General features: G+C 69.6%; 19 protein-coding genes and 1 pseudogene. 12 read left to right on the top strand and 8 right to left on the bottom strand.

Features of this window, described 5'->3' with window-relative positions:
• Positions 1 to 135: 135 nt before the first annotated feature.
• Together AB0F38_RS19460 and AB0F38_RS19455 are read left to right on the top strand one after the other, a co-directional pair.
• Positions 136 to 672 (top strand): LuxR C-terminal-related transcriptional regulator, encoded by a 537-nt coding sequence (locus tag AB0F38_RS19460; protein WP_361894499.1) that lies wholly within the window; start codon positions 136 to 138, stop codon positions 670 to 672.
• A 1301-nt stretch (positions 673 to 1973) separates the two neighbouring features.
• On the top strand, positions 1974 to 2825 hold the full coding sequence (locus AB0F38_RS19455; protein WP_361894496.1) for a TIGR02678 family protein: 852 nt from the start codon (positions 1974 to 1976) through the stop codon (positions 2823 to 2825).
• Between the two features lie 904 nt (positions 2826 to 3729).
• Here the strand turns inward: AB0F38_RS19455 and AB0F38_RS19450 are convergent.
• Positions 3730 to 4104 (bottom strand): RHS repeat domain-containing protein, encoded by a 375-nt coding sequence (locus AB0F38_RS19450; protein WP_361894880.1) that lies wholly within the window; start codon positions 4102 to 4104, stop codon positions 3730 to 3732.
• A 156-nt stretch (positions 4105 to 4260) separates the two neighbouring features.
• Between AB0F38_RS19450 and AB0F38_RS19445 the strand changes: the two are divergent.
• From AB0F38_RS19445 to AB0F38_RS19425, 5 genes and pseudogenes are all read left to right on the top strand, one after another.
• A pseudogene (locus AB0F38_RS19445) lies at positions 4261 to 4671 on the top strand (hypothetical protein).
• Positions 4668 to 5324: a hypothetical protein gene (locus tag AB0F38_RS19440; protein WP_361894493.1), complete on the top strand. Its 657-nt coding sequence runs from the start codon at positions 4668 to 4670 to the stop codon at positions 5322 to 5324. Before AB0F38_RS19445 ends, AB0F38_RS19440 begins: the two are co-directional and overlap by 4 nt.
• Positions 5321 to 10087, top strand: a complete 4767-nt coding sequence (locus AB0F38_RS19435; RefSeq protein WP_361894877.1) for a putative T7SS-secreted protein — start codon at positions 5321 to 5323, stop codon at positions 10085 to 10087. Before AB0F38_RS19440 ends, AB0F38_RS19435 begins: the two co-directional genes overlap by 4 nt.
• A 13-nt stretch (positions 10088 to 10100) precedes the next feature.
• A complete protein-coding gene (locus AB0F38_RS19430; RefSeq protein ID WP_361894874.1) occupies positions 10101 to 10850 on the top strand; it encodes a hypothetical protein in 750 nt (249 codons plus the stop codon).
• Between the two features lie 43 nt (positions 10851 to 10893).
• Entirely contained in the window at positions 10894 to 11637 is a 744-nt protein-coding gene (locus AB0F38_RS19425) for a hypothetical protein (protein ID WP_361894490.1), read from the top strand.
• 1040 nt (positions 11638 to 12677) lie between these two features.
• Here AB0F38_RS19425 and AB0F38_RS19420 read toward each other — a convergent pair.
• The 5 genes from AB0F38_RS19420 to AB0F38_RS19400 form a co-directional block, all read right to left on the bottom strand.
• Positions 12678 to 13094 carry a PIN domain-containing protein gene (locus AB0F38_RS19420; protein ID WP_361894487.1) on the bottom strand — a complete coding sequence of 139 codons (417 nt, stop codon included), beginning with the start codon at positions 13092 to 13094 and terminating at the stop codon, positions 12678 to 12680.
• Positions 13091 to 13354 carry a CopG family transcriptional regulator gene (locus tag AB0F38_RS19415; protein ID WP_361894484.1) on the bottom strand — a complete coding sequence of 88 codons (264 nt, stop codon included), beginning with the start codon at positions 13352 to 13354 and terminating at the stop codon, positions 13091 to 13093. The genes AB0F38_RS19420 and AB0F38_RS19415 overlap by 4 nt, the downstream gene beginning before the upstream one ends.
• A gap of 164 nt (positions 13355 to 13518) precedes the next feature.
• The gene (locus AB0F38_RS19410) at positions 13519 to 14151 is read right to left on the bottom strand and encodes a TetR/AcrR family transcriptional regulator (RefSeq protein WP_361894481.1); all 633 of its coding nucleotides are present in this window, start codon (positions 14149 to 14151) and stop codon (positions 13519 to 13521) included.
• A gap of 62 nt (positions 14152 to 14213) precedes the next feature.
• Positions 14214 to 14930 carry an ABC transporter ATP-binding protein gene (locus AB0F38_RS19405; RefSeq protein WP_361894478.1) on the bottom strand — a complete coding sequence of 239 codons (717 nt, stop codon included), beginning with the start codon at positions 14928 to 14930 and terminating at the stop codon, positions 14214 to 14216.
• Complete coding sequence (locus AB0F38_RS19400) at positions 14927 to 16054, bottom strand: FtsX-like permease family protein (RefSeq protein WP_361894475.1); 1128 nt, start codon at positions 16052 to 16054, stop codon at positions 14927 to 14929. Before AB0F38_RS19400 ends, AB0F38_RS19405 begins: the two co-directional genes overlap by 4 nt.
• 456 nt (positions 16055 to 16510) lie before the next feature.
• Between AB0F38_RS19400 and AB0F38_RS19395 the strand changes: the two genes are divergently transcribed.
• From AB0F38_RS19395 to AB0F38_RS19375, 5 genes are all read left to right on the top strand, one after another.
• On the top strand, positions 16511 to 17533 hold the full coding sequence (locus AB0F38_RS19395) for a universal stress protein (RefSeq protein WP_361894472.1): 1023 nt from the start codon (positions 16511 to 16513) through the stop codon (positions 17531 to 17533).
• A 13-nt stretch (positions 17534 to 17546) separates the two neighbouring features.
• Positions 17547 to 18401 (top strand): DMT family transporter, encoded by an 855-nt coding sequence (locus AB0F38_RS19390; RefSeq protein WP_361894469.1) that lies wholly within the window; start codon positions 17547 to 17549, stop codon positions 18399 to 18401.
• 221 nt (positions 18402 to 18622) lie between these two features.
• A complete protein-coding gene (locus tag AB0F38_RS19385) occupies positions 18623 to 19129 on the top strand; it encodes an SRPBCC family protein (protein WP_361894463.1) in 507 nt (168 codons plus the stop codon).
• 84 nt (positions 19130 to 19213) lie between these two features.
• Positions 19214 to 20128, top strand: a complete 915-nt coding sequence (locus tag AB0F38_RS19380; RefSeq protein WP_361894460.1) for an MBL fold metallo-hydrolase — start codon at positions 19214 to 19216, stop codon at positions 20126 to 20128.
• Between the two features lie 20 nt (positions 20129 to 20148).
• Entirely contained in the window at positions 20149 to 21639 is a 1491-nt protein-coding gene (locus tag AB0F38_RS19375) for a carboxylesterase family protein (protein ID WP_361894457.1), read from the top strand.
• A gap of 247 nt (positions 21640 to 21886) precedes the next feature.
• Here the strand turns inward: AB0F38_RS19375 and AB0F38_RS19370 are convergent, their stop codons facing one another.
• Both AB0F38_RS19370 and AB0F38_RS19365 read right to left on the bottom strand, forming a co-directional pair.
• On the bottom strand, positions 21887 to 23308 hold the full coding sequence (locus AB0F38_RS19370) for a serine/threonine-protein kinase (protein WP_361894454.1): 1422 nt from the start codon (positions 23306 to 23308) through the stop codon (positions 21887 to 21889).
• Positions 23305 to 24114, bottom strand: coding sequence for an FHA domain-containing protein (locus tag AB0F38_RS19365; protein WP_361894451.1), 810 nt, complete (start codon positions 24112 to 24114; stop codon positions 23305 to 23307). Before AB0F38_RS19365 ends, AB0F38_RS19370 begins: the two co-directional genes overlap by 4 nt.
• Positions 24115 to 24120: the final 6 nt, after the last annotated feature.

The following is a 24120-nucleotide window of genomic DNA, read 5'->3' as shown; positions in this document are numbered from 1 at the left end:
GATGTGGCGCCTGGCATACGTGACGGACAAGCTTCCCTGCGCACCGCTATAGCGTTGATCATCGAAGACGACATCCGCCGATACAGTATCGAGGGAATGCTTGGTTCACTCGACATCCAGTTGACCGTTCGATCCGTGACGAATGCCGAAGATCTCTCGTCCTTCTGCAACGGCTGGCTGGTCATCTCGGGCAGTACTGCTCTGGAGTCCGTACCTGACGAGATCTCCGAAAGGCTGCGCAGGCAGAACACACCCGTACTGATCCTGGTGGACTCGGCGGACGTGGTCGAGCAGCCCTGGGCCGATCACGCGAACGGCTTCCTGGACTGGGCGGATCTCTGCCCCGAGTCCCTGCGTGCGGCGATCGTCGATGTGCAGGCCGGGCGCTTCCATGTGTCGGCGACCCTGGCCCGACGGTCCGTGACGGCGTCCGACCAGGTCGGGGACGGAAGCACCTCGAAGCGCGCGTCGACGATATCCCTGACGGCACGTGAACATCAGGTGCTGCGTCTGATCGCCGAGGGGCTCAGCAACCGGCAGGTCGCCCGATCGCTGAGTGTCTCCGAACACGGGGTCAAGCGCACGGTCGGCATCATTCTGGCCAAGCTCAACTGCCCGAACCGGACTCTGGCGGTCGTCCGGGCCATGGAGTCGGGGCTCCTCGTCATGTGAGATGTCGACCGCTCGGCGAGAACCTGCCCCTCGGGCGCAGCTAAGGGCTGTCCCGCAATTCCCGGCGGGCGCACGACGACAGCTACGGCACCTCGCCGCGTTGTCGGAACATCCACATACATCCAGTATGCGGATGCCCCTCCGCCTTGCGATGCACCGCATCTGACGCCGCGCGCTGATCCACCGGGAATTGCGGGACAGCCCTTAGTCCAGAGATAAACTTCTTAACGAGCCGCGCCGGGGCAGGTTGTCCTCCGCTTGCCGATGCGTCCTGCCGCTGCTCGACAGCACGCCGCGGAGGGCTGAAGTTTGCGCGAATGTCCACCCCCTTGCGTCTGCGCATTGCGGACCTGCGTTTCTCCACGCCTTATCGATTCCGAAGGGCTAAGGGCCTCCCCGGGGCGGTCGCCTTGCCTCCCTGGCGGATCGGCCGCACCCGGATTGCGGCGACCCGGAATTTCCCTGATGCCCTCGCCCGCGCTCCACTGCACTTCCGGCTCGAATAACTTCGCCGTGCGCACATGAAGTTGCCGCACCCCGCAGTCGAATTCACCGGAAGTAATCCTGAGTTGTTTAAGCATGTCGATGACGCACCACGTGGAGTGGGTCGCGGTCCTCGAGCCGATCGCAAAGGCCGTCTGACCTGCGGGTCTGGGCGGTGTGCGTTATGTGCACTGTGGGCGTTACGGGCGATATCTTGACGCTGAAATGGCGCTCTCCGAGGCATCGTGACGCTCGCTCTGATGGTTCGTCAGGCCAAAGTGCCAGAAGGTTCTTCGTCTGCTGGTGTACACGCGCCTTCCATGGCCCCTGGCCAGCGGAAACGGCCACTATGCGGCCAAGCTGTAGGCGGCTGGTCCGCGTATGGCCCAAATCTTGGTCAGGCGGTCTCCTGCGTGTGCGGGTGTGGCAAGGCGCCGGGAGTTTCGTGTGTCGAGCGGTCCCGATCAGCCGCCTGGGCGAGTGAACCCCTGACCGTCGGCCCGTGGCGGCGGCGAGCTGGCACACAAACGAGGGGTGTGCTGACGGCCTGATCGCGCAAGCGTGTCAGGAGTGACCGAGGGATCGCACTGGGCGGAGCTGTTCTCGTCGTCCCGTCCACTATTGATTACGCGTCACCTGCGCCATCAGTGCTCCGGAGCGTTGGGCTCGCCAAACGGGGCGGCTGAGTCCCCCAGGATCTCCTGCTCCAGGGTGGTTCAGCCGTCCGGTGTGTTCATGAAGCGGGCAACCGCATGAGCGGTCCGAGGAACGGGCTCGGACGGCCGTGCCAGAAGATGGCGAGGCTGTCCCGAGAACGGGTGGCAGCGACGAATCCCCGACTCGCCGCGACGGGGATCGAGTTCGCCCTGGAACGCCGAGACGAGCGCCTCGATCTCGCCGCCGTCGTACGGCTGCTGCTCGGCCTCGACGTGCTGAGGTGGGTCGCGGGCGAGGAAGAGGCCTACGTCAGCGGGGCGGGCGATGTCCTGTACGACGTCGAACGCCGGGTCCTCGCCGGGCTCCTGGCGTCCCGCCGCGGGCCCTCCACCGTCCACGCCGAAGCCTTCGACGACCGGCTCGCCGAACTCGTCGCCGAAACGGCCATGGACAGCGACGAGCTGCGCTTCCGCGCGATGCGCCGCTCGCTCACCCGCAGGCTCCTCGACGATCCGGTGCTTTACTACGACGACCTGAGCGACGCCGAACTCGGCTACCTCACCCGGCAGCGCGGCTTCCTCACCGCCCGGATCACCGAGCTGACCGGACTGGTCGCCGAGGTGCGGGCCGAGGGGATCGCCATGGTCGACCCCGAAGACGACCTCACCGACCTCCGCATGCCCGAACAGGGCACCTACGGCCATGTCACCCTGCTGCTCGCCGAGCACCTGGCCGCCGCCGACGGCCCCGTCGATCTCGACGAGCTTGCCCTCCGAGTCCGTGAACTCGCCTCCCAGCACGGCGGATTCTGGTCGAAGTCCGCCCGGGAGCCAGGCATGGAGACCGAGCTCGTCGAACAGGCCGTCGCCCGGCTGGCCGCGCTCGGCCTGGTCTCCCGTACTCCCTACGCGGTCGTGGTGCGCCCCGCCCTCGCCCGGTACGCGGTCGGCGAGACCGTCATCCGCGAACCCGGTTCCGCCCCCGTGCCTCCGCAGCGAAAGGCCACCTCATGACCCGCCTCCCCACCCCGCGGCGTTCCCGCTGGCAACCCCTGCGCATCGGGCTCGTCGACCTGTTCCACTACGAGGTCACCGATCTCCTGCGTCGTCGCGATGGGGGTGCAGGTCGCGCCGGGGCAGGACGCCCAGAGAGAGCCCGGGCCCGCCGCCGTGGGTCGGTGACTGGGTGGCGTGACCAGAGTGCACCAGGACGGGGCGAGGTCTCTCGCGCAGGCCCACCAAGGTACGGGACGCCGTCTCGCCCAACGAGGTCGGACGCATCTACTTCGCCCTCGACTCCGAGGAGAGCGGTTCAGGTGAACCATGTGGGACTGCACCTGTAACCGGCCCCGGCGGGCACTTTGGCGGCTTGCTCACCGACTGTCGGCTGTGACGCTCGTTTGACGCTCCAGGTCCCCCACGCAGGATGGCGAGCTGAGAAATGGGTATCTGACCTGGGCTTTTCCGTGACTCGCCCAGGCCGACATCTTTCCGATGACGTCGCATGTTGAGTGCGTCGCGATTCTGGAGCCTGCTGCAAAGGGGCTCTGACCTGCAGTTTTCCCGGGGTTCTCAGGCATGGCGGGATGCGCTCGACATGTTTCCCACCGGGGGGCGGGTCGAGTTGACGGCTCGACCCTTTAGACGTCTGAGCTGCGAATTCATCAGGAAGACGCTTGCAGCGGCGATGCTCTCAGGAGCTTGTTCGGAGATTCTTGACGCTCGTACGACGCTCGAATCGGGAGTCTCAACCTCACGGACGTCTCCGGCTGGGTGCGCAGGACCACGTCGATGTACCGGTCATTGCCAAGCGCCTGTCGGCGAGGGTCCCCTGCGCCTGTCGGCCTGGGTCCCCGTTTCCGACGTTCGACGACGTGAGGCCCGGGCGTGCGCCCGGGCCTCACGCATCCTGCTCGGGTCAGGCCGGAACCGGGCAGTAGGCGCAGACCAGGCCCCGTGCAGCGGCAACTCCACGATCTCCGGGTGCCCTGCGACTCGTGCAGCGATTCCCTGGTAGGTACAGGCGAAGCCGCGGGTGTTGGTGAGGTCGCCGACCGAGTTGTAGACGAAGTCCTCGGCGATCTCCGCGTCGGCTCGGGGGCGTGCGTCCGGAGTCGTCGGGTCCGAGAGCGACGAGGGGCCTGGTGTCCGAGTAGCCGATCCTGATCACCGGGCCGCGGCTGGCGTACGTCCGGGTGGTGGAGCCGCGGGGCGTCGTCACCCTGACCGGATTGCTGTCCGCGTCGTACGCGTAGGTCGTCGCCCGACTTAGGGGGTCGGTGACCGACGTCAGGCGGTGCGCCGCGTCGTAACCGTACGTAGTGCAAGAGCTGTTGGCGTCGGTGCTTGACCAATCACGCTGTGCGCGTCTTCACAAGAACTGCTGCTCCACGAGATGCGTCTTGATCTACGGTTGTGCACCATCCGCGATGAGAATGGGGGAGGGGCCATGGAGCAGGCAAGGACAGCTCTTGCCGAGCGGATAGGCAAGCAGAGGGCGGGGGACGGCGACCCGCGGGCTCTGGTCGGTGAGATGCGCCGTTCCATCCTCCTGGTGCCGGTGGTCGGCGGCGGACTGTGGTCGGCGTGGTCGGGTGGAGTGCGCTGGGTCTGCGGGTTCACCGACGAGGCGGCGCTCGCCCGGTTCGCCCTCAGCCACGCTTCCGGTGACCGGCCCATGGAGTACGCGGCGCTGCTGGGTGCCCGGATCGTGGACGAGGTGGTGCCGTCGCTGGACGGGCCCGCCGGGTTGGCCGTCGACATTGCGACCTAGGACGGGTCGATGTTCTTCCCGCCGGCTGCCGGGATTGTGCCGGACGCTGTCGCGTTGGACGTGGGCTCCGAAGGGAGCGGGCGATGAGCGTGGACGGTGGGGACCTCAGCTTCGGCAAGGCGTCCGTCGTTAAGTTCACGCAGGGCTTGGGCTCGACGATCGACCAGCTCGGTGAACTCGGTGGGTCGACCGGTTCGGTGATGGGCAAGGGCTTCTCGGAGCTGTCCATGACCGGGATGGAGGCCGGGCACCACGGCCTGTCCGTCGACTTCGAGGACTTCTGTGAACGCTGGGAGTGGGGTGTGCGAGCCCTGGTGGGCGACGCCAGTGCGATAGCCGACCGACTCGGACTTGCGGCGGGCACCCAGTGGGAGCACGACCAGTACATCGAGGGCACGTTCAAGGTCGGCGTGAACTCGGTGATGGGCGGGAGCCCGCACGCCACCGAGGAGGAGATCACCCAGCAGGGTTGGGGCGACGTGTTCACTCCGGATTACCTGGACCCGGACTGGAGCGCCGATTCGTTCGAGCAGGCCGGTCAGGAGATGGAGCAGACGTGGAAGGACACCGGCCGCACTGTCCTGACCGAGGGCCAGGGCGGCCAGCGGTCCGAGATGCTCAAGGACGAGCTCGGCCTTTCCGACGACCAGTGGAACCGGGCGCTGGACGACGCCTTTGGCCCGTCGCCGGAGGAACGCGCCCTGCGGGCGCAGCAGCAGACTGAGCCCGGGGGGAACTGACTGCGGGTATCGGCGACTTCGTCAGTGACATCACGCCCGACTCGGTCGAGAGCGTCGTCGAGGACGGCGTCGAGTGGGCCGGCAACCGTGTCGAGGACGCGGGGCACTGGACCGCCGACCGGCTGGATGACGCCGGCTGGGAGTCCGGTGCGGACTGGGTCCGCGAGCAGTCCCGCTCCGTCGCCAACCGGATGGGCGCCGAGGTCGACGAGATGGACCTCGGGCAGACCGAGGACAAGACCAAGCTGATCTACGGCAGCGCGGGCAAGCTCGACGCCACCGCCAGAAGACTCCGGTCCTTCCAGACGGCCTTCGATACCACCGGCGACGGTCTCAAGAGCCTCGACTCCTCCCAGCTCAAGGGCGAGGCGGCCGACGCACTGCGCACCGCGGTGAGCACCCAGCCGCCCAAGTGGTACGCCGCCGCCGATGCCAGCGAGAAGGCGGTCGGCGCACTGGAGGCGTTCGCCGACACCGTCACCTGGGCGCAGGGACAGGCGCAGACGGCGATCGACAAGTGGAAGGAGGGTGTCAAGGCGTCCGAGGAAGCCGCCGACGCCCACCGAGCGAAGGTCGACGATTACAACGCGGCCGTCGACCGCTACAACGCCCAGCCCGCCGACAAACGCAAGCCGTCCTCGCTCCCTCCCATGCCCGCGGCTACGTTCGAGGACCCCGGCAGGAAGCTGATGCAGGAGGCGCAGGACATCCTCGCCGAGGCCCGTAAGCAGCGGAACTCGGCGGCGGAGACCGCACGCACGGCGGTCCGCGCCGCCCGCGACATGGCCCCGGAGAAGCCGTCGTACGCCGAGCAGCTGGGCCACGGGCTCCAAGAGCTGCAGATCATGGGCGACCACGTCGGCGGCGGCATCATCAAGGGCACGGCAGGGATCCTCAACTTCGTCCGCCAAGTCAATCCCCTTGACCCGTACAACCTCACGCACCCGGCTGAGTACGCCACGTCCCTCAACAGCCTGGCCGCGGGGCTGGTGATCGCCGCCAACGACCCCGTCGGGACCGGCAAGCAGATGATCGGCGACTTCATGAAGGACCCGGCCGAGGGCTTCGGCCGGCTGATTCCCGACCTGGCGCTGACCGCCGCCACCGGCGGCGGCGCCGCGGTGAAGGGCGTGCGCGCCATCAAGGAGGCCGCCGAAGCCGCGAGGCTCCGCAAGCTGGTCGACGACGTCCCGGACGGAACCCACAGCACCCCGGACGGCGACCGCAAGCAGGGCGGCGATCCGGTGGACCTCGCCACGGGCCGGATGTACCTGCCCCAGACCGACGTCGAGCTTCCCGGCATCCTGCCGGTGGTCTTCACCCGCCGCACCGAGTCGGGTTGTGCGGTCGGCCGTTTCGTGGGGCCCGCCTGGACGTCCACCGTCGACGAGCGTCTACAGATCGACGCCGTCGGCGTCCTTCACGTCACTGCCGAAGGGCTCCTGGTCCCGTACCCGCACCCGGCCCCCGGCGCGCCCACCGCACCGGCGACCGGTCGGTCCCGCACCCTGCTGGCCCGCGATGTCGATGGCGACTACATGGTCACCGCCCTGGACAGCGGCCTGACGTTCCACTTCACCGCGCCGTCCGGCAGCGAACCGGGGGGCGACGGAACCGCCTGGCTGTCAGAAGTGACCGAACGCAACGGCCACACGATCCACATCGACCGCGGCGAGGACGGTCTGCCTCTGGCGCTGGTCCATTCGGCGGGTCACCAGGTGACGCTGTCGGCCGCCGACGGCCTGGTCACTGCCCTGGCCCTGGCCGGTGCGGGCGAGGACGGCGCCGACCTGCCCTTGATGGCCTACGGCTACGAGGACGGCAATCTCACCACCGTCACCAAGCCGTCCGGCGCCACCACCACCTACGTCTATGACGACCGTCGGCGCGTCATCGCCTGGATCGACTCGAACAACAGCCGCTACGACTACCTCTATGACGACCGCGACCGCGTCGTGGCGGAGGGCGGCGAGGCCGGCCACGTCCGGATCAGCCTGGCCTACACCGACCCGGACCCCGAAACCGGTCACCACGCGACCACACTCACCACCGCCGACGGGCACGCGACCCGCCACCTGTTCGGCCCCGGTTGCCGTCTCCTGGCCGTCACCGACCCGCTCGGCCACACCACCCAGTTCACCTACGACCCGCGCGGCAACACACGCACCCGCACCGACCCGTTGGGTCTGACCACCGCCTTCTCGTACGATGAGCACGACCGGCTGATCTCCGCCGTCCGCCCTGACGGAAGCGAACTGCGCACCGTGCGTGGCCAATTCGGCCTGCCGACCGAGGTCTACGGTCCGGGTGGCGCCCGCACGGTCCACGCGTTCGACGAACACGGCAACCGCACGGCGGTCACCGACCCGGCCGGCGCCATCACCCGCTACACCTACGACAGCGGCGGGCGGCTCACCTCGGTCACCGACGCCCTCGGCGCCACGACACACGCGGTGTGCAACGCGGCGGGACTGCCCGTGGAGGTGACCGACCCGGCAGGGGCTGTCACCCGCACCCAGCGCGACGCCCTCGGCAGACCGGTCCGCGTCACCGACCCGGCCGGCGCCGTCACCTGCTTCGAGTGGGACGCGGACGGGCAGCTCGCCCGGCGTACCGGGCCCGACGGGGCCACGGAAACGTGGACGTACGACGGCGAGGGCAACCTCCTCACCCGCACCGAGGCGTCCGGCGATGTCACCCGCTTCGAGTACACCCACTTCGACCTCCCACTCGCCCGTATCCACCCCGACGGCGCACGGTTCGAGTTCGAGCACGACGCCGAGCTGCGCCTCACCCGTGTCCACAACCCGCAGGGGCTGACCTGGACCTACGAGTACGACGCAGCCGGAAACGTCCTCTCCGAGACCGACTTCGACGGCCGCACACTCAGCTACGAGGTGGACGCGGCGGGACGGCTCGCCGTCCGTACTGACGCGCTCGGCGGGACCATCTCGTTCGAGCGTGACCAACTGGGCCAAGTGATCAGCAAGGACGTCGACGGTCGTGTGACGACCTACGGCCACGACCTTGCCGGACGTCTCCTGGAGGCCGCCGGACCGGACAGCGAACTCCGGTACCAGTACGACCGGCGCGGGCTCACGAAGACGGAACTCGTCGACGGCCGCCCCACCACGTATGCCTACGACGTCCTGGGCCGCCGAACCCGCCGAATCACCCCCACCGGCCACGTCACCACCTACACCTACGGCGCCGATGGAATGCCCCACCGCCTGACCAGCGGCGATCGGCGGATCGACTTCACGCACGACGCGGCCGGCCGGGAACTCGCCCGCGTCTTCAGCGACGCGGTCACCGTGACCTCTGCCTGGGACGCGGCCGGAAGGCTGGCCGAGCAGCAGGTCACCGCGTCAGGGCGTACCGTCAACAGCCGCGCCTACTCCTACCGCGCCGACGGTCAGCTGACCTCCGCCGCTGACCGGCTGACGGGCACTCGGACCTTCGACCTGGACCGGGCTGGCCGGGTCACCGCCGTCCACGCCCAAGGATGGACGGAGCGGTACGCCTACGACGACGCCGGCAACCAGACCTCGGCGTCCTGGCCGTCCGGCCACCCCGGCCATGAAGCCACCGGGCCACGCAACTACACCGGCACCACCGTCACCCGGGCCGGCGATGTGCGCTTCGAGCACGACGCCCTCGGCCGGGTGATCCTGCGTCGGAAGGCCCGCCTCTCCCGCAAGCCCGACATCTGGCGCTACACATGGGACACGGAGAACCGCCTCACCTCCGTGACCACCCCCGACGGGACCCGGTGGAGGTACCGCTACGACCCGCTGGGCCGACGCACCGCGAAGCAGCGCATGGCGGACGACGGTGAGAGCGTGGTCGAGGAGGTCCGGTTCACCTGGGACGGCCTGACCCTGTGCGAACAGACCAGCCACGGACCCGACCAGCTGAACACGGTCGCCCTCACCTGGGACCACCGCGGCCATACCCCCCTAGCCCAGACCGAGCGCATCCTCACCGCCGACGACCGGCAGAACGAGATCGACCGCCGCTTCTTCGCCATCGCCACCGACCTCATCGGCACCCCCACCGAACTGATCGACGAATCCGGCGACATCGCCTGGCGCTCCCGTGCCACGCTGTGGGGCACCACCGCATGGGCACGCGACGGCAGCACCTACACCCCTCTCCGCTTCCCGGGCCAGTACTACGACCCCGAGACCGGCCTCCACTACAACTACCTCCGCCACTACGACCCGGAGACCGGCCGCTACGTTTCCCCCGACCCCCTCGGCCTCGCCCCCGCCCCGAACCCCGTCGGCTACGTGGACAACCCGACCACCGCGTCGGACCCGCTGGGGCTCATGCCCAAGTACCCGAAGGAGGAGAAGGCACAGAAGCGGATCGACAAGATCTTGGACGGCATCGTGGAGAGGGCAGAGAACGGCGGGTTCAAGAAACACGCCGACTACCACGGGGACACGGGGCACGCCTTCACCGACGAACGAGTCCTGGAAATTCTGAAGAGCCCCGATGCCGTGTACCAGTCATCAGGCCAAGCAGGAAACTTCCTCTTTCGGAAGGACAATGACATTGCCGTGGTGTATGGGCCCGGCTCCAAGCAGGGCCAGGCCATCACGGCGTACGGAGAGTCGGGCATCAAGGGGGAATCCGGTGCGAGGGCGCTCGGTGGCAGTCCGTCGGACCCTGGTAAGCCAGTTACCCACGAGGACATCGTGGAGGGCAGAATCCCTGGCAAGTTCGGCAACCTGGCCCCGGGAGTGCAGATCAGATGAGGCAGGGATGACCATGAAATTGTCGTTCGACGGCGACTGGCGTGCAACGGTGACGGATGATCCGCTGCACACCACCCCTCGCTTCGCAGGCGACTCCGTGCGCGTCATGCACTATGCGGACGTGATGGAGCGCGAGCGGTTCGTCGCGCATAGCTTCGGGAGCCAGCACTGGCTGTGGGATACGCCGGACGTCTTCCGGTTCGACCGGGACAGCCGGCAGCTGGTCGGGGCCGAACTCCAGATGCCGTATGTGTCCGCGAACGCCGAGACCTTCGCCGGCGTTCCCGTCATGCCCGAGGTTCGTCCGGGCGGGCTCCGTGCGGACGAGGTCCGGGACTTCCGCCACGAGATGTGTACGGTGCTGTGTCGGGCTCCCGGCGATGCCGTGCTGGCCTGCTTTCGTGACCTCGATGTCCTCGATAGACCCCTGGATGCCTGTGTCGGCATCGCACCAGACGTGGCGCTTCTCGTCCAGGACGGTACCGTCGTCGGCTGGAGCATCACCGACCCCGCGCGGTACCTCACCGCCGCGCACACCGCTCCCGACTCGGGCTCGCCTTCCGCGGCCACGCGTCGTCTGCTCACTGAATGCCTGGACCTGGTCACCTCGCCGTTGGTCGACGACGTGGTGGACGGTGAACCTGCCGCGCTGACCCGCCTCCGGGCCGCCGACGAGACCCTCCGAGCCCAGCACGAAGACCGGCACCGGGCTGACGCCCTGCTCGCCTTGATCGCCACTTACGTGGACGATTACGCAACGTGAAGGTGAACCGGCCGGCGGTGGATGGTTCGTACGGTGACGAGCGATGAGACTCGTCCTCGACGGCGACTGGAGTGCGACGGTGACGGGCAATCCCCTGTGCATCTGTCCGCGCTTCGACTTCCGGGGCCAGTGTGTGCGCGTCGCGGAGTACGCGGACGTGAAGGAATGGCAACAGTCCCTCGGGGACACCTTCGGCAGCCAGGAGTGGCTGTGGGACGACCCCGACGAGCTCCGGTTCGACCCGGACAGCCGGGAACTGGTCGGGGCCGGGTTCCGCCTGCCCCACGAGGCTGCCGACACTGAGGACTGTGCCCGACTTCCTGCCGTACCCGCCGTCCACCCGGGCGGACTTCGCGCCGAAGAGGTCCGGGACTTCCGCTTGGAGGTGACCACCGAGCTCTGCCGTGCCCCAGAGGATGCCGTACTGACCTGTCTGCGTGACCTCGATGTCCTGGACGAGCCGCTGGAGGCACGCGTCGGTATCGCCCCGGACGTGGCACTTCTCGTTCAGGACGGCGCCGTCGTCGGGTGGAGCCTGACCGACCCGGTCCGGTACGTGACCACCGGGTTCGCCGCCCCCGACCCGGCTCCTCCCGCCCCGTCGACCCGGGCCCTGTTCACCGCGTGCATGGACCTCGTCACCACGCCGTGGCTGGACGCGGTGCGGCGCCGTGATCCGGCAGCCCTGTCCGCCTTGCGGGAGCTTGACCGCAGGCTGCGTGACCAGCGTGAGGACCGGAACCGGGCCGACGCGCTCCTCGCTCTGATCGGCGAACTGGTCGAGTAGTACGGCAGCCGTTGACGGTCGGCCGCAGGCGTGCGAGGCGTTGTTCACTGTTCATGCTTGCCGATGCCGTGTTGCGTGCGGGTGACCCGGTCCGGTCGCCGGTGGGCGAGCACCGCTGCGGACGCGGGCTCCGCGACACGCCTGCCGTGACGCTCATTTGACGCTCCGAGCCCTGAAAGCCCGCCTGCAGAGTCGGCAAAACCTATCTGACCTGCAGTTTCTCTCACATCGACTATCGGTGACGTCTTTTCGATGACGTCGCACGTTGAGTGCGTAGCGATTCTTGAGCCTGCAGCGAAGGGCGCCTGACCTGCTGTTTCTTCCGGCCCTGCCGATTTTGGCCCCTCGGGTCGACCTGTTTTCGTTGGCGCACGACGTGAAGCGGATCGTGTGCTGGCGAATGCAGTCTGCCTTGGCGTTTTAAGGGGCCGTGCCGGGATGACGGTGCGGTATTAACTTCCCTGGGTGCGAAGAGAGGTCGACCGCCTCGACGCTCAGTTGACGCTCGTTCTGATGGTTCGTCACCGAGTGGGACGCCGGTGCTGCCGCCCGCGTGGACGATGTCGTCGTCCGTTCTCCAGGGAGGGGCCGCATAGGTGTCATGTGCCGCTGGCCGCGACGGCAGGGAGAGTCGGGAGTGATCAGGCATTCTCCTGTCGCGTGAGAGGACGAGGTCGGAGCACACGGCCTACGGCTGCGGGTGACTTCGACACCTTTTCGCTCCCGTCACGGCCCGGCCCCGATACAGCAGAGCGGGCCACGCACCGACCCCTATCCGCACCCGGCACCCGGCGCTCCCGTCATGCCTTCACACGGCCGGCGTTGGCCCTGGACAGGGTGGACGACGGCCACACCATCACCGGCCCGGAAACCGGTCGAGTGCGGCACTTCGTGGACCATCCCGCCGGAGAGCTGTCGCTCCTGGCCCGGATCGATGACCACAACGGCCGCTGGATCGCCTTCGAGTACGACGAGGCGGGTGCTCCGACATCGATCGTGCACCTCGTGGCTACCACTGACGTAAGGCTGGGCGGTTCCCGTCAGATCTTGATCACAGTGACCCGTGTCCCGCAGAGGGTGGTGAGGTCCTCCGGGTCGGAGGTCAGCACGGTGCGGGGGCCGGGGGCGGCGAGTGCGGTCGCGGCGAGTATGGCGTCGATGGCGTACTTGGGGCCGTGGAGCCCAGAGTCGGTGAGGAGTGTGGCGGCGTGCCGGGCGAGCGGGTCGGTGACCGGTTCCACGACTAGCCGGGAAAGGGTCCACTCCAGGGCGGGGCGGTTGATCCGGGGGTGGATGACCTCGACCAGGGTGGCCGCTGAGGTGATGACCCGGAGATCATCGGCGCGGGCGAGGGCGAGCCAGGCGGTGACCGTGCGGTCGCGCAGGACGGCCTTCGCCAGCCCTTCGCTGTCCAGGACGAGGGAGCCGCCCGGGACCGCGGGGGACGTGCGGGTCACGCGGCGTCCGCCCGGCCAGATCCCTGCTGCTGCCGGGCCTGGTGGAGCACGTCGCGCAGGGCCTGGATCTCCTCGTCGGTGACGGGGCCGTGTTCCGCCTCCGCGACGGCGATGAGCTCGTTGAGATTGTCGCGCTCGATCTGACGGGCGACCGCTGCGGCCACGTAGGCGGAGAGGCCGGAGGGGCCGCTGCGGCCGCGGGCGGCCTCGGCGATGTCCCGCGGCATGGTGATGGAGTACTTCCCGGTAGCTTCACTCATGCTACCTATCCTACCGCTGGTACTCCTGGTTGCGGTGGTGGTGGCCCGGCGGTGGTGGAGGTGAGCTGGTCGGCGTCGTCGTAGGCGTAGCTGGTGGACGAATGCCCCTTTGCCGATGCCGGGGCAGCCACGTGACTGGCGCCCTCGGGCCGTGGGTCGAGGCCCTAGCTTGGGATACGGGGCCTTCGGGCACCTTGCTTCGGTTCGTGGATCATGCTGTCGGCCGGAGTGAGGCAGCGGCGTACTAGCGCGAGAGTGCGCTCGGTGACCGTATCGAGTGGGGTGCCGTGCTCCACGGCGGACAGGGCCGTGTGCAGCATTCCGGCGATCAGGTCGGCCGTGAGCTCGGGTTCGGGGACGTCGATCTCCCTGACGGCGTCACGGAACGGTGCGACCTGCTCCAGGTGGAGCTCCAACAGCCTCTCCATGCCGGCGGGAGGCAGACCGGCGCTCATGAGGGCGGCCGTCGGCCGGTGCGCGCCTTCGGCACCGAGGCGGAGGCTTTCTCTGAAGAACGCTTCGACGCGTTCCACCGGGCCGTTCGCGGCGGCCATGGCGTTGGCGAGTGCTTCGTTGGAGCGCCGGAACGCCTCCTCCGTGATGGTGGCCAGCAGGGCTGCGGAGGAGTTGAAGTACTGATACACGCTGGAGCGGGCCAGGCCCGCCCGGGCGCCGACCGCCGCGGGTGTGACGGCGGTGGCGCCCTCGTTCACCAGGATGTCGATCGCTGCCCCGATCAGCGCTTCGCGCTGCTGCGCGCGATGTTCGGCGACGGTGGAGGCGTTGATCTTCGGCATGCGGGACAGACTCCTGGGTGGCGAGCGGGGCCGGGAGCTGAGGCGTCGGCCTGCGGCCCCGGTCAGGACAGGCGGCCGTCGACCATCTCGTACACCCGGTCGGCAGTGTCCATTATCGCCGTGTCGTGGGTGACCATGACCGTGGCCGTGCCGCGCTCATGGGTCTGCTCGGCGATCAGCTGCACCGCCTCGGCCGAACGTACCCGGTCCAGCGCGGAGGTGGGTTCGTCCACCAGCAGGACGGCGGGGGAGGTCATCAGTGCGCGGGCCAGACCGGCGCGCTGGCGTTCGCCTCCGGACAGTTGGTGCGGACGGGAGCCGGCGCGGTGTGAGAGCCCGACCGCGTCGATGAGCTCGTCGGCCCGGGTCCGGGCCGCGGCGTCGAGGCGTCCGTCGATGTGCAGGGGCAGGAGAAGCTGTTCCCGGACGGTCAGGGAGGCCAGCAGATTCGACTGCTGGAAGACGAAGCCGATATGGCGACGGCGGGCCGCGGTGCGTTCCTTGTCCGACAGAGCGGTCAGCTCGGTGCCGGCGATGTGGACTTTGCCCGAGGTGGGTTGCTGAAGGCCTCCGGCGACGGCGAGGAGGCTTGACTTGCCGGAGCCCGAGGGGCCGACGACGGCGACGAACTCTCCAGGAGCGACGGTCAGGTCGACGTGGTCGAGGGCGGTGACGGCGGTGTCGCCGTCTCCCAGGGTGAGGTTGATGTCGAGCAGGCGCAGCCCACCGGAGCCTGCCGCGTCCGAGGCGGCCCGGTGGTCGGTGGAGGGTGTGGTCATCGGGTGGCTCCCAGAGCGGTCAGGGGGTCGACGGCGGTGATGCGGCGTACGGCAACGATGGCGCCCACGGTTCCGAGGCCGATGAGGAGGCCGGAGGAAGTGGCGATGGCCGGTGCGGAGAGGGAGAACGGGGCCTTTCCGATCATTGCGCTCCCCAGGGCCAGGCCGACAGCGGTGCCGCAGGCCGTCGCACCGACGAGCACGGCGACGACCTGTGCCAGTGCGTCGCGCAGGATGTATCCGGTGGGGGCGCCGAGCGCCTTCAGCAGGGCGATCTCGGCCTTGCGCTGCACGGTCCAGACGGTGAAGAAGGCACCGACGACCAGAGCGGAGATGGCATACAGGAAGCCCTTGATCAGGGCCATGGTGCTCGACTCGGCCGCGTAGCCCGGGGACGCGTCGAAGGTGGTCTCCTTGGTGTCGGCGCGGGTGGCGGTCGCCTTCGCCACGGCGGCGACGTCGGCACCTTCCTCCAGAGTCAGGGCGACCGCCGTGGCCTGCTGGCGTGCGGCCTCGGGCAGGTCACCCGGCAGGCCGTAGTGCAGATGCCGCCAGGTGTCGAGATCTGTGTAGGCGACCCCGATGTGGCCGTAGGAGACGGTCTCGTCGACCACGCCTACGACCTTCAGCCGCACCATGCTCCTGTCCGCGGTCAGCACATCCCCGACCTCGACACCCAGATCGGCGATCTCCCGTGTGATGACAATCCCCGCACTGTTCTCCTTCAGACCCTCACCCTTGGCGGAGCTGGGAGCCATGGGTGAGTCCGGCGCCATACCGAAGACAGCGAGGTTGACCTGCTCGCCCTTCTCGGCACCCTGGGTCACCTGGGCGTTGGCCAGGGTGTTCCCGAACGGCTCCGCCCGCTCCACGCCCGGGGCCCTGGACCAGGCTTCCCAGTCCTTCTGCTCCACGGTCGAACGGGAGAACTGCTCGCTGGTCGCTTTCTGGTCGAAGGCCATATGGGTCATGGGCAGCGCGCGCAGACCGGATATGCCGGCATCCGCCAGGCCTGAAGCGAGTCCGGACAGGAGTACGCCGAGTACGGCGATGAGTGCGACCACCGCACCCATGAGGGCGAAGCGACCGCGGGCGAAGCGCAGATCGCGTAGGGCGAGGAACACGGAATCTCCGAGCGATGAGGGTGACGGGCGCAGGCGACGGGACGCCCCCGTTGCTTTGCTGAAACTTGACGACTTGCGTGTCGGCATCCTATCGGATGTTACCGACGAGACTGTCGGCATATCGCCAGGCACTCATGACCGGGCTTTCCCCGTCTGGGCGTGCGTCGTCTTTCGTTCAGGTGGTGGTGGCACCATGCGGCACATCCACGCCGCCGTCGGCAACAAGCGCACCGCCTGGCTTGCCATGCGCGTCTTCCTGCGGCTGGCTGACGGGCGCGGCGCGTGCGGGTCCGGCCTGTTCTGGGATACTGGACGCTGAGGCGTCAGCCGAGCGGCGGCTGAACTGCGCCGCCCCGGGCTCGGTCGCCGGCTTCCGATGGGATGCCGACGCGAGTCACAAGAGACGTGGTCTCGGGAGAAGCGCAGCCGTGTCGTCATCCGAATGGAGGGCGCCGTATGTCCAGCCCGGTCACCGTCGGTGTGGACGGGTCGCCCGAGAGCATGGCGGCCGCGGAATGGGCCGCAGGCGCATCAGAACTCCGGGGTGTGCCGCTGCGCCTCGTGCACGCGGACGAGTGGGCGGGTGCGACCGTGCCAGGCATCGGACCTGATGCGCGGCGCCGCCGGGCAGAGGAGCTGCTGGCCGCGGCAGCGGAGACCGTGCGGCGAGAGCACCCTTCTCTTGAGATCGACACTCGGCAGCTGTCCGGACGGCCCGCCGCCGCCCTGACCGCTGATGCGGCCGAAGCCGGTCTGCTGGTGCTCGGCTCGCGCGGACTGAGTGGTGTGAGGGGTTTCCTCCTCGGCTCGGTCAGCATGGCAACGATCAGTGCCACGGAGCGACCTGTCGTGCTCGTCCGGACGCCGGGGCCGGTCGCTGCCCCGGACCCGTCCGCCTTGACCGGTCCCTCGCGCGACGTCGTCGTGGGGGTGGACATCGACCAGTCCTTCGGCCCGCTCCTCGACTTCGGTTTCCAGGAGGCCGCACGCCGGGGTGACCGCGTCGTCGCGTTGTACGGATGGTCGATCCCCCCGGTGGTCCGCGACGCCTCGGCACTCGTGGCGGCCGAGCGGGAGATGGGCCCGGACATCGGGCGGCGCTTTGCCCAGGACCTGAGGCCATGGCGGCGGAAGTTCCCCTCGGTGGACCTCGTGGAGCGAGCGTGTGTCGGTGGCCCCGCTCAACTGCTGTTGCACGCCGCGGTGGGCGCGGATCTCGTGGTCGTCGGCCGACGCGTGCGCAGAGGGTCACTGGGCACGCACATCGGGTCCGTCACCCATGCGGTGATTCACCACTGCGCCGCGCCCGTTGCCGTCATCGCCGTGAATGACGAGGCAGCCGCCGACGCCCGGACCACCGCTTCGCCACGGGGACTGTCACGCGAACCGGACGGCGGCCGGCGTGCTCGCGAGGCGCCGGAGGCGATGCGTTCAGCCCTCCCTCCCGCGTGTCGGACGCCGAACGCGGAGCGGGCGTGAGGATCCTGGGCACATGAACGCCGCGGTGGCGGTGCTGAGCGCGCTGATGGCCGCCTTGTGCTTCGGGGTCGGGTCGGTGCTCCAGCAGGAGGCGGCGCGGCAGGCGCCCTCGCGGGAGTCGCTGCGTCTTCGACTTCTGTTCGACCTGGCGCGTCGGCCGATGTGGCTGGCGGGGCTGGGGCTGTCCATCTCCTCCTTCGCTTTCCTGAGTCTCGCACTGGCCTTCGGGCCGTTGGTTCTGGTCCTGCCCCTGGCGGCGACCGATCTCGTCTTCGCCCTGCCGTTGCTGGCGGTGCGGCGCAGGGAGCGGCTGAGCCGTTCCGAGGTGACCGGAATCCTCTGCACGGTGGGGGGACTGACGGTGTTCCTGACGGCACTCCCTCAATCCCCCGGGGGTTCGTCTGTCGCGGCGGTGCGTGAGTGGGTGCCTGTGCTCGCGGTCGTCGCCGGCCTTGTGGCGCTGCTGACCGCCGTGGGTGCGAGCCGGCGAGGGCCGGTGCGGCCGGCCTCGTACGCCGTCGCCGCGGCAGTGATGCTGGCTCTGTTCGACGGCCTGACCAAGAGCACGGCCGACCGAGTGCGTACGGACGGCTTCGGCGCGCTCTTCCACTGGGAGCTGTACGCGCTGATGGCGGTCGGAGTGCTGGGCCTGGTCCTGTCACAAAGCGCCTTCCAGGCGGGCTCCTTGGCCATCAGCCTGCCGATCATCGACACCCTGGAGCCGATCGGTGCCGGGGTCATCGGGGTAGCCGTCTTCGGCGAACAGCTCGCACTCTCGGCCGGGGCCCTGGCGGTGCAGATGGTGGGCGCGGCGGCGGCCGTGATCGGCATCGTGCTCCTGGGCCGATCGCCGCTGGCGACGGACTGACGCGCCTCAGCCGTCAGCGTCCTGTCCGCATCGCAAGCTCACGGGTTCCCGCCGTCCCCTCGTGGCTCCAGCATCTGCGCACGGAGCGCCGGGAACCTGACCCTGCCGAGGATAGGCACAGCCCGGTCTGGCTCCGCGGCCGCGATGACGGTGACATGGATCCTGCACCGTTCACCCGATTCCGGCCGCTGTCCGCCGGCCGTCCGATCCCGGAGCATCCCTTGCACGACACCGCACGCCAGATCGACTCCGTGCCCGCCCCCGAGGCGGCCGCGTACACGTTCACCCGCAACACGTGGGTCCACGCTTCCCCGGATGCCCTGTTCGACCTGATCAGCGATGTCTCGACGATCAGCACCTGGAGCCCCAGCGCCCATGGCGTCGCCTACGACGACGGTGACGGGCCCTGGCCCGGCGCCCACTTCCAGGGACGCAACCGCAGAGGCGAGCGTGAGTGGGGCAGCCGCTCCCAGGTCGTCGAGAGCCTGCCCGGCAGCGTCTTCGCCTTCGTCGTCGACGACATCGTCCGATGGCGCTGGACCTTCCGTGCCGACGGTACCGGGACCGTCGTGGAGCAGTCCTGGCAGCTGCTGCGCCTGGACCCGGTGCTCGGCAGCACGCGCCGCGACCTCGACGCCCTGCGTGACCACATGGCCACCAGCGTCGAGCGCACCCTCCTCGCCCTGGCGCGCTGGATCGCCGAGCGAGGCGACACCACCAGTCCCTGACGCCGGGGGCAGGCACTCCGTCCCGCCCCACCACCGACAGCCGTTCTGCCGGACGGCTGATGAGGAAACGCAGGGAGACCGACCGTGAACACCATCACCCTGGGCGACATCACGCTCACCCGCGTCCGGGAGTATTTCGGGCCCGTGGACATGACTCCTGAGACCTTCTTCCCGGACGGCCCCGCGAAGGCATGGGAAGAACACCGCGCCCTGCTGGTCCCGGACTTCCTGGACGCCGGCACCCGGATCGTCAACTCGGCGATCCAGACCTGGCTGCTGCGCAGCGAGGGCAGGACCATTCTCGTCGACACCGGAGTGGGCAATCACAAGGAGCGCCCGTACGCCCCGGTGTGGAGCCGGATGGACACCGGATTCCTGGACAACCTCGCCCGCGCCGGCGTCCGCCCCGAGGACGTGGACATCGTGATCAACACACACCTTCACATCGATCACGTCGGCTGGAACACGTACCTGGACGGGCGGACCTGGGTTCCCACCTTTCCCCACGCCACCTATTTGATGCCGAAGGACGACTTCGACTTCTGGAACCCGGAGAACGGTCACACGTCCGTACTCGGCCGCGGCAACCAGAACGTGTTCGAGGACAGCGTCGCCCCGGTGCACCGCGCCGGCCAGACACTGCTGTGGGAGAACAGCCATCAGATCGACGCCGGCCTGCGCCTGGAAACCGCCCCCGGACACACCCCCGGCTCCTCCGTACTGACCCTCACCTCAGGGACGGACCGCGCGGTCTTCGTAGGCGACCTGCTGCACAGTCCGGTGCAGATCCTCGAACCGGACTCCAACAGCTGCTTCTGCGAGGACCCCGCACAGGCCCGCGCCACCCGTCGCAAGGTGCTGGGCCGGGCTGCGGACAGCAACACCCTCGTCATTCCCGCACACCTGGGCGGCCATGGCGCCGCGCAGGTGGTGCGCGACGGCAGCAGGTTCGCCGTCAAGGGCTGGGCCCCTTTCGCCCCGTACACAGAGCAGGGCTGAGCCCTGCGGAAAGGTCGCCGGTGAACCATCGCACCGACCCCGTCGTGACCACGACGCAGGGATCCGTCCGCGGTCTGCGCCAAGGCGGCGCCACCGCTTTCCTGAACATCCCCTACGCCGCCCCGCCCCGGGGTGCCGGCCGGTTCGCGCCACCCCGGCCGCACGAACCCTGGGACGGCGTACGGGATGCCACGACGCCGGGGCCCAATGCTCCGCAGTCCGCACGCAAGCTCGGCAGCGTGGACATGACCCCCTACTTCGGGACCGGTTGGAGCCGCGGGGAGGACTACCTCACGGTCAACGTCTGGACGCCGGCCGACGCGGACGGCGATCTGCCCGTCATGGTGTTCGTCCACGGCGGTGGATTCGTCGCAGGGTCGACGCGGTCCGCGCTGTACGACGGATCCTCCTTCGCCCGCGACGGTGTCGTCCTCGTCACCCTCAACTACCGGCTCGGGATCGGGGGGTTCCTCGACATCCCAGGAGCGCCCGCCAACCGGGGCCTGCTCGACGTCGTGGCCGCGCTGCGCTGGGTACGGGACAACATCGCCGCCTTCGGAGGTGCCCCGCACAACGTCACCCTCTTCGGCCAGTCGGCGGGAGCGACCGTAGTCGGCGGCGTCCTGGCCGCCCCGGAAGCCGCGGGTCTGTTCCACCGGGCGATCGTCCAGAGCGGCAACGGCCTGGGGGCGTTCACGACCGAGCAGGCCGCCCGCGTCACCACGGCGGCGGCCCGGGTCCTGGGTATCGAACCCCATGCCGATGCCTTCGCGGAGATCACGGACGACCGCCTGGTCGAGGCGGCCTCCGCCCTCGCCGGCACGGACCTGAGGACAGCGACGCACCACGACCCGCTCATCGGGCTCAGCCCTTTCAGCCTGGTCCTGGACACCCAGCCCGCCGAATCCGTCGCCGCGGGTCTCGGCGCCGGCGTCGACCTGCTCATCGGGACCAACACGGAGGAGGGAAACCTCTACCTGGTCCCGGTGGGCGCGTACGCCACCTCGACCAGTGAGGACGTCGATGCCGTCGCGGCACGTGCGCATCCCGACCCGGCCCGGCTCGTCGGTACGTACCGCAGGACCCGCCCGAGGGCGACTCCCGGCGAGCTGCGGTCCGCCATCATGGGCGACGCCCTGTTCGGTGCGGGCAGCTGGGCCCTGGCCGACGCACACGCCGGCCGGTCCGGATCCACCACTTTCAGCTATGAGTTCGCGTGGCGTTCCCACGCCCTGGACGGGGAGCTCGGCGCCACCCACGCGGTGGAACTGCCCTTCGTCTTCGATCTCACGCAGATACCTCGGTTGCGCGGTACCCGTGCCCTGCTCGGCCCGGACGAGCCGCCCGCCGGTCTCGCCCCCCGCGTACACGCGACGTGGATCCGGTTCGCCGCGACCGGCGATCCCGGCTGGGACCCGTACGGCCCCGAGCGCCGGGCCACCATGCGTGTCGACGCCGACTGGACGCAGATCGACGACCCCCGCGCCCGGGAACGACAGGCATGGACCTGACCCGGCACGCACATGATCCGCCGGTCACGGGCAGCTCTCGCCGCAGTCCCACGACCGGTGATCCCCGGCCCTCCGCCGAGCCGACCGCCGGCGCGCCCGGGAGAGTCCGGGCGGCCGACGTCGTCCCGCTGTGGACGTGCCCTCCGCGCGGGACGCTGTCACCGGCGCGCCCGTCCTGCTGTCCCACCACGGCACCATCATCCGGGGGGACCGTGTCCGACGCGGTCGGGTCCGAGCCCGCGCGAGATCAGTGGAGGCACTCCGGCAGCGCCGGGCGTTCCCTGGTGCGTACGGCGGGGAGCCATGCGGTGGGGGGCTCGGAGCCGGCCGGGAGGCGGACGCGGAACCAGTGGGTGGACCGGCGGTCCTCCTCGTCGATGACGGGCTCCCCGTCGGGCACCTGGCAGTCGGCGGTCAGGACGTCGCCGTGCCACACCCTGGTCGGTACGACGTTCTCCGAGGTGTAGGGCCGCACGGGGTCGATCGCCAGACCCAAGCTGCACCGAGGGTCCCGGTCGACCCGCTCCCAGCAGCCCCGCTCCGCGTTGTACACCCGGATCGTGCCGGGCGTCGGGGCGACCGCACGGCCGGGCGGCGCGGCCGAGGTCGCCCGTACCGCGTCCGAGCACAGCATCGCGCCGGCGCTTGCGCACAGCGCGGCGGCCAGGACGGCGGCGCGGGCCCGGCCGCCCGGCCGTCCCGCCCCCGGCTCGGGTGTCTCCTGGTGGGCGGCGATGCGGGCGAGCAGGCTCTCGGCGGTGTGCGGGGCGCGGGCCTCATGGGTCGGGGCGAGGCAGTCGGCGGCCAGCGCGCGCCAGAACGGCGGCACGGCGTGGTCCATCCGCAGCGGCGCGCGCCCCTCGCCGTACTCCTGGACCGCGGCGCCCCGCGCCATGGGTGTGGCTCCGGCGAACGGTGAGCCGCCGGACGCGAACACCTCGTGGATGACGATGCCCAGCGCCCAGATGTCCGCGGTCGGCCGGACCCGCACGCCGAGTTCGCCGAGTGACGCCTTCCAGCGCTCGGGCGGGAAGTAGTCCAGGGTGCCCATGGGAGGCGCGTAGCCGTGTGTCCCCGTCAGCTCGGTGGCGAGACCGAAGTCCGAGAGCTTCACGGAGCCGTCCCTGCCCAGCAGGATGTTCTCCGGCTTGAGATCCGCGTGCACCCAGCCCGACCGGTGGAGATGGGCGAGCCCCTCACAGATGCCCGCGATCAGCCGGCCGCGATCGGCCTCGGGCACCCCCGCGTCGACCAGCTCCCGCAGACTGACGGCCGCCCGTTCCATGACCAGCACGATCGCGCCCTCCAGCGAGGGGCGGTCGGGTGCGGCGAGAACGAACGACGTCAGGAGGCCGATCAGCCGGGGATGCCCGGCCCTGCGACCGAGTTCGACCTCGCGGCGGGCGGATTCCACGATCCTGCGTGCCTGGCGCGGCGCGAGCCCGGCGGTCGGCATGATCTTGAGTGCGACGTCGGCGGGGCCCTGAGGCGTGGCGGCCCGGCCGGTCCGGCCCGGGTGCCCGTCGGCCGGTCGCGCCGCGTACACCGTCGACCAGCCCCCGGAACCGATCAGTTGGGTGACCACCCACTCTCCGACCTGGTAGCCGGGTGGGAGCAGGTCCGTCGGGCCGCACGCGGTGGTGCCCCCCAGGCCGTGCGGCGGTCTCATGGCGCGGCCTGCCGCTCCCGCCCTCCGGCCCTTGCCAGGGGCGGCAACAGCGCGAGGTGCTCCTCCCGTACGAGCCCGAACCGCAGCGCCAGCCCGACGACCTCCTCCCGCTTGCCGTTGCGGCGGTCGCCCTTGCCGGGCTCGTGCGCGTCCGGGACGCCGATGCGCAGCTTCTCCTCGGCGAGGTAGTCGATGTGCGAGCTGACCGCCCGTGCGGTCAGCTCGCCACCGGTGAGGTGCCCTCTGAGCCGTTCGACGATCTGGGGAGTGGTGGGGACCGCCACGCGTGACTGGTCGCGCAGACGCGGTTCGCAGAGCGCGACCAGGACGAGGAAGTACGTGGCCGTCTCGTTCAGGGAGTACGCGGTGACCGTGCTGTTCCCCCAGGGCACGCCCATGGCCTCCGGGTCCAGATAGACGTGGTCTGGAGCGAACACCTGGAAGGAGACCGTGACGTCACCGCGCGTGGGCAGTACGACGCGTGAGAACTCGAACGGGATCGGCGCCCCGACCCGTCGCGGCGGAACCCTCAGGTATTCCCCCGCTCCCTCCGGGTTCTCCACGAGATAGCTGTGGGTGGTGCTGTGGTTCGTCAACTGCCAGTGGTCGTCGGTCACTCGGATCTCCCCGGCGAGCCGGGAGATCGCCGGGTCGTCGAGGCGCAGCTCGACGGGGAACGCCGTGGAGCCCCGTCCGAAGCGGGCGACTTCGCCGGGACCCAGTCGTAACGTCATCGCGGCACCGGGCGGTTCGCCGCCGGCGGTGCCACGGCTTCCCTGCGGCAGATGGACGACTACGCCGCTCACCGCTCC

This window comes from Streptomyces sp. NPDC025273, from assembly GCF_040638585.1.
Lineage (GTDB): Bacteria > Actinomycetota > Actinomycetes > Streptomycetales > Streptomycetaceae > Streptomyces > Streptomyces cinereorectus.
The sequence above is the reverse complement of the archived record's forward strand: the minus strand, read 5'-3'. Positions and strand labels throughout refer to the sequence as shown.

Excerpts from the sequence above, each read along its gene's own strand:
- AB0F38_RS19440 (WP_361894493.1), top strand. The coding sequence starts at position 4,668 with ATGAGCGTGGACGGTGGGGACCTCAGCTTCGGCAAGGCGTCCGTCGTT.
- AB0F38_RS19430 (WP_361894874.1), top strand. The coding sequence starts at position 10,101 with ATGAAATTGTCGTTCGACGGCGACTGGCGTGCAACGGTGACGGATGAT.
- AB0F38_RS19415 (WP_361894484.1), bottom strand. The coding sequence starts at position 13,354 with ATGAGTGAAGCTACCGGGAAGTACTCCATCACCATGCCGCGGGACATC.
- AB0F38_RS19410 (WP_361894481.1), bottom strand. The coding sequence starts at position 14,151 with ATGCCGAAGATCAACGCCTCCACCGTCGCCGAACATCGCGCGCAGCAG.
- AB0F38_RS19405 (WP_361894478.1), bottom strand. The coding sequence starts at position 14,930 with ATGACCACACCCTCCACCGACCACCGGGCCGCCTCGGACGCGGCAGGC.
- AB0F38_RS19395 (WP_361894472.1), top strand. The coding sequence starts at position 16,511 with ATGTCCAGCCCGGTCACCGTCGGTGTGGACGGGTCGCCCGAGAGCATG.
- AB0F38_RS19425 (WP_361894490.1), top strand. The coding sequence starts at position 10,894 with ATGAGACTCGTCCTCGACGGCGACTGGAGTGCGACGGTGACGGGCAAT.
- AB0F38_RS19370 (WP_361894454.1), bottom strand. The coding sequence starts at position 23,308 with ATGAGACCGCCGCACGGCCTGGGGGGCACCACCGCGTGCGGCCCGACG.
- AB0F38_RS19390 (WP_361894469.1), top strand. The coding sequence starts at position 17,547 with ATGAACGCCGCGGTGGCGGTGCTGAGCGCGCTGATGGCCGCCTTGTGC.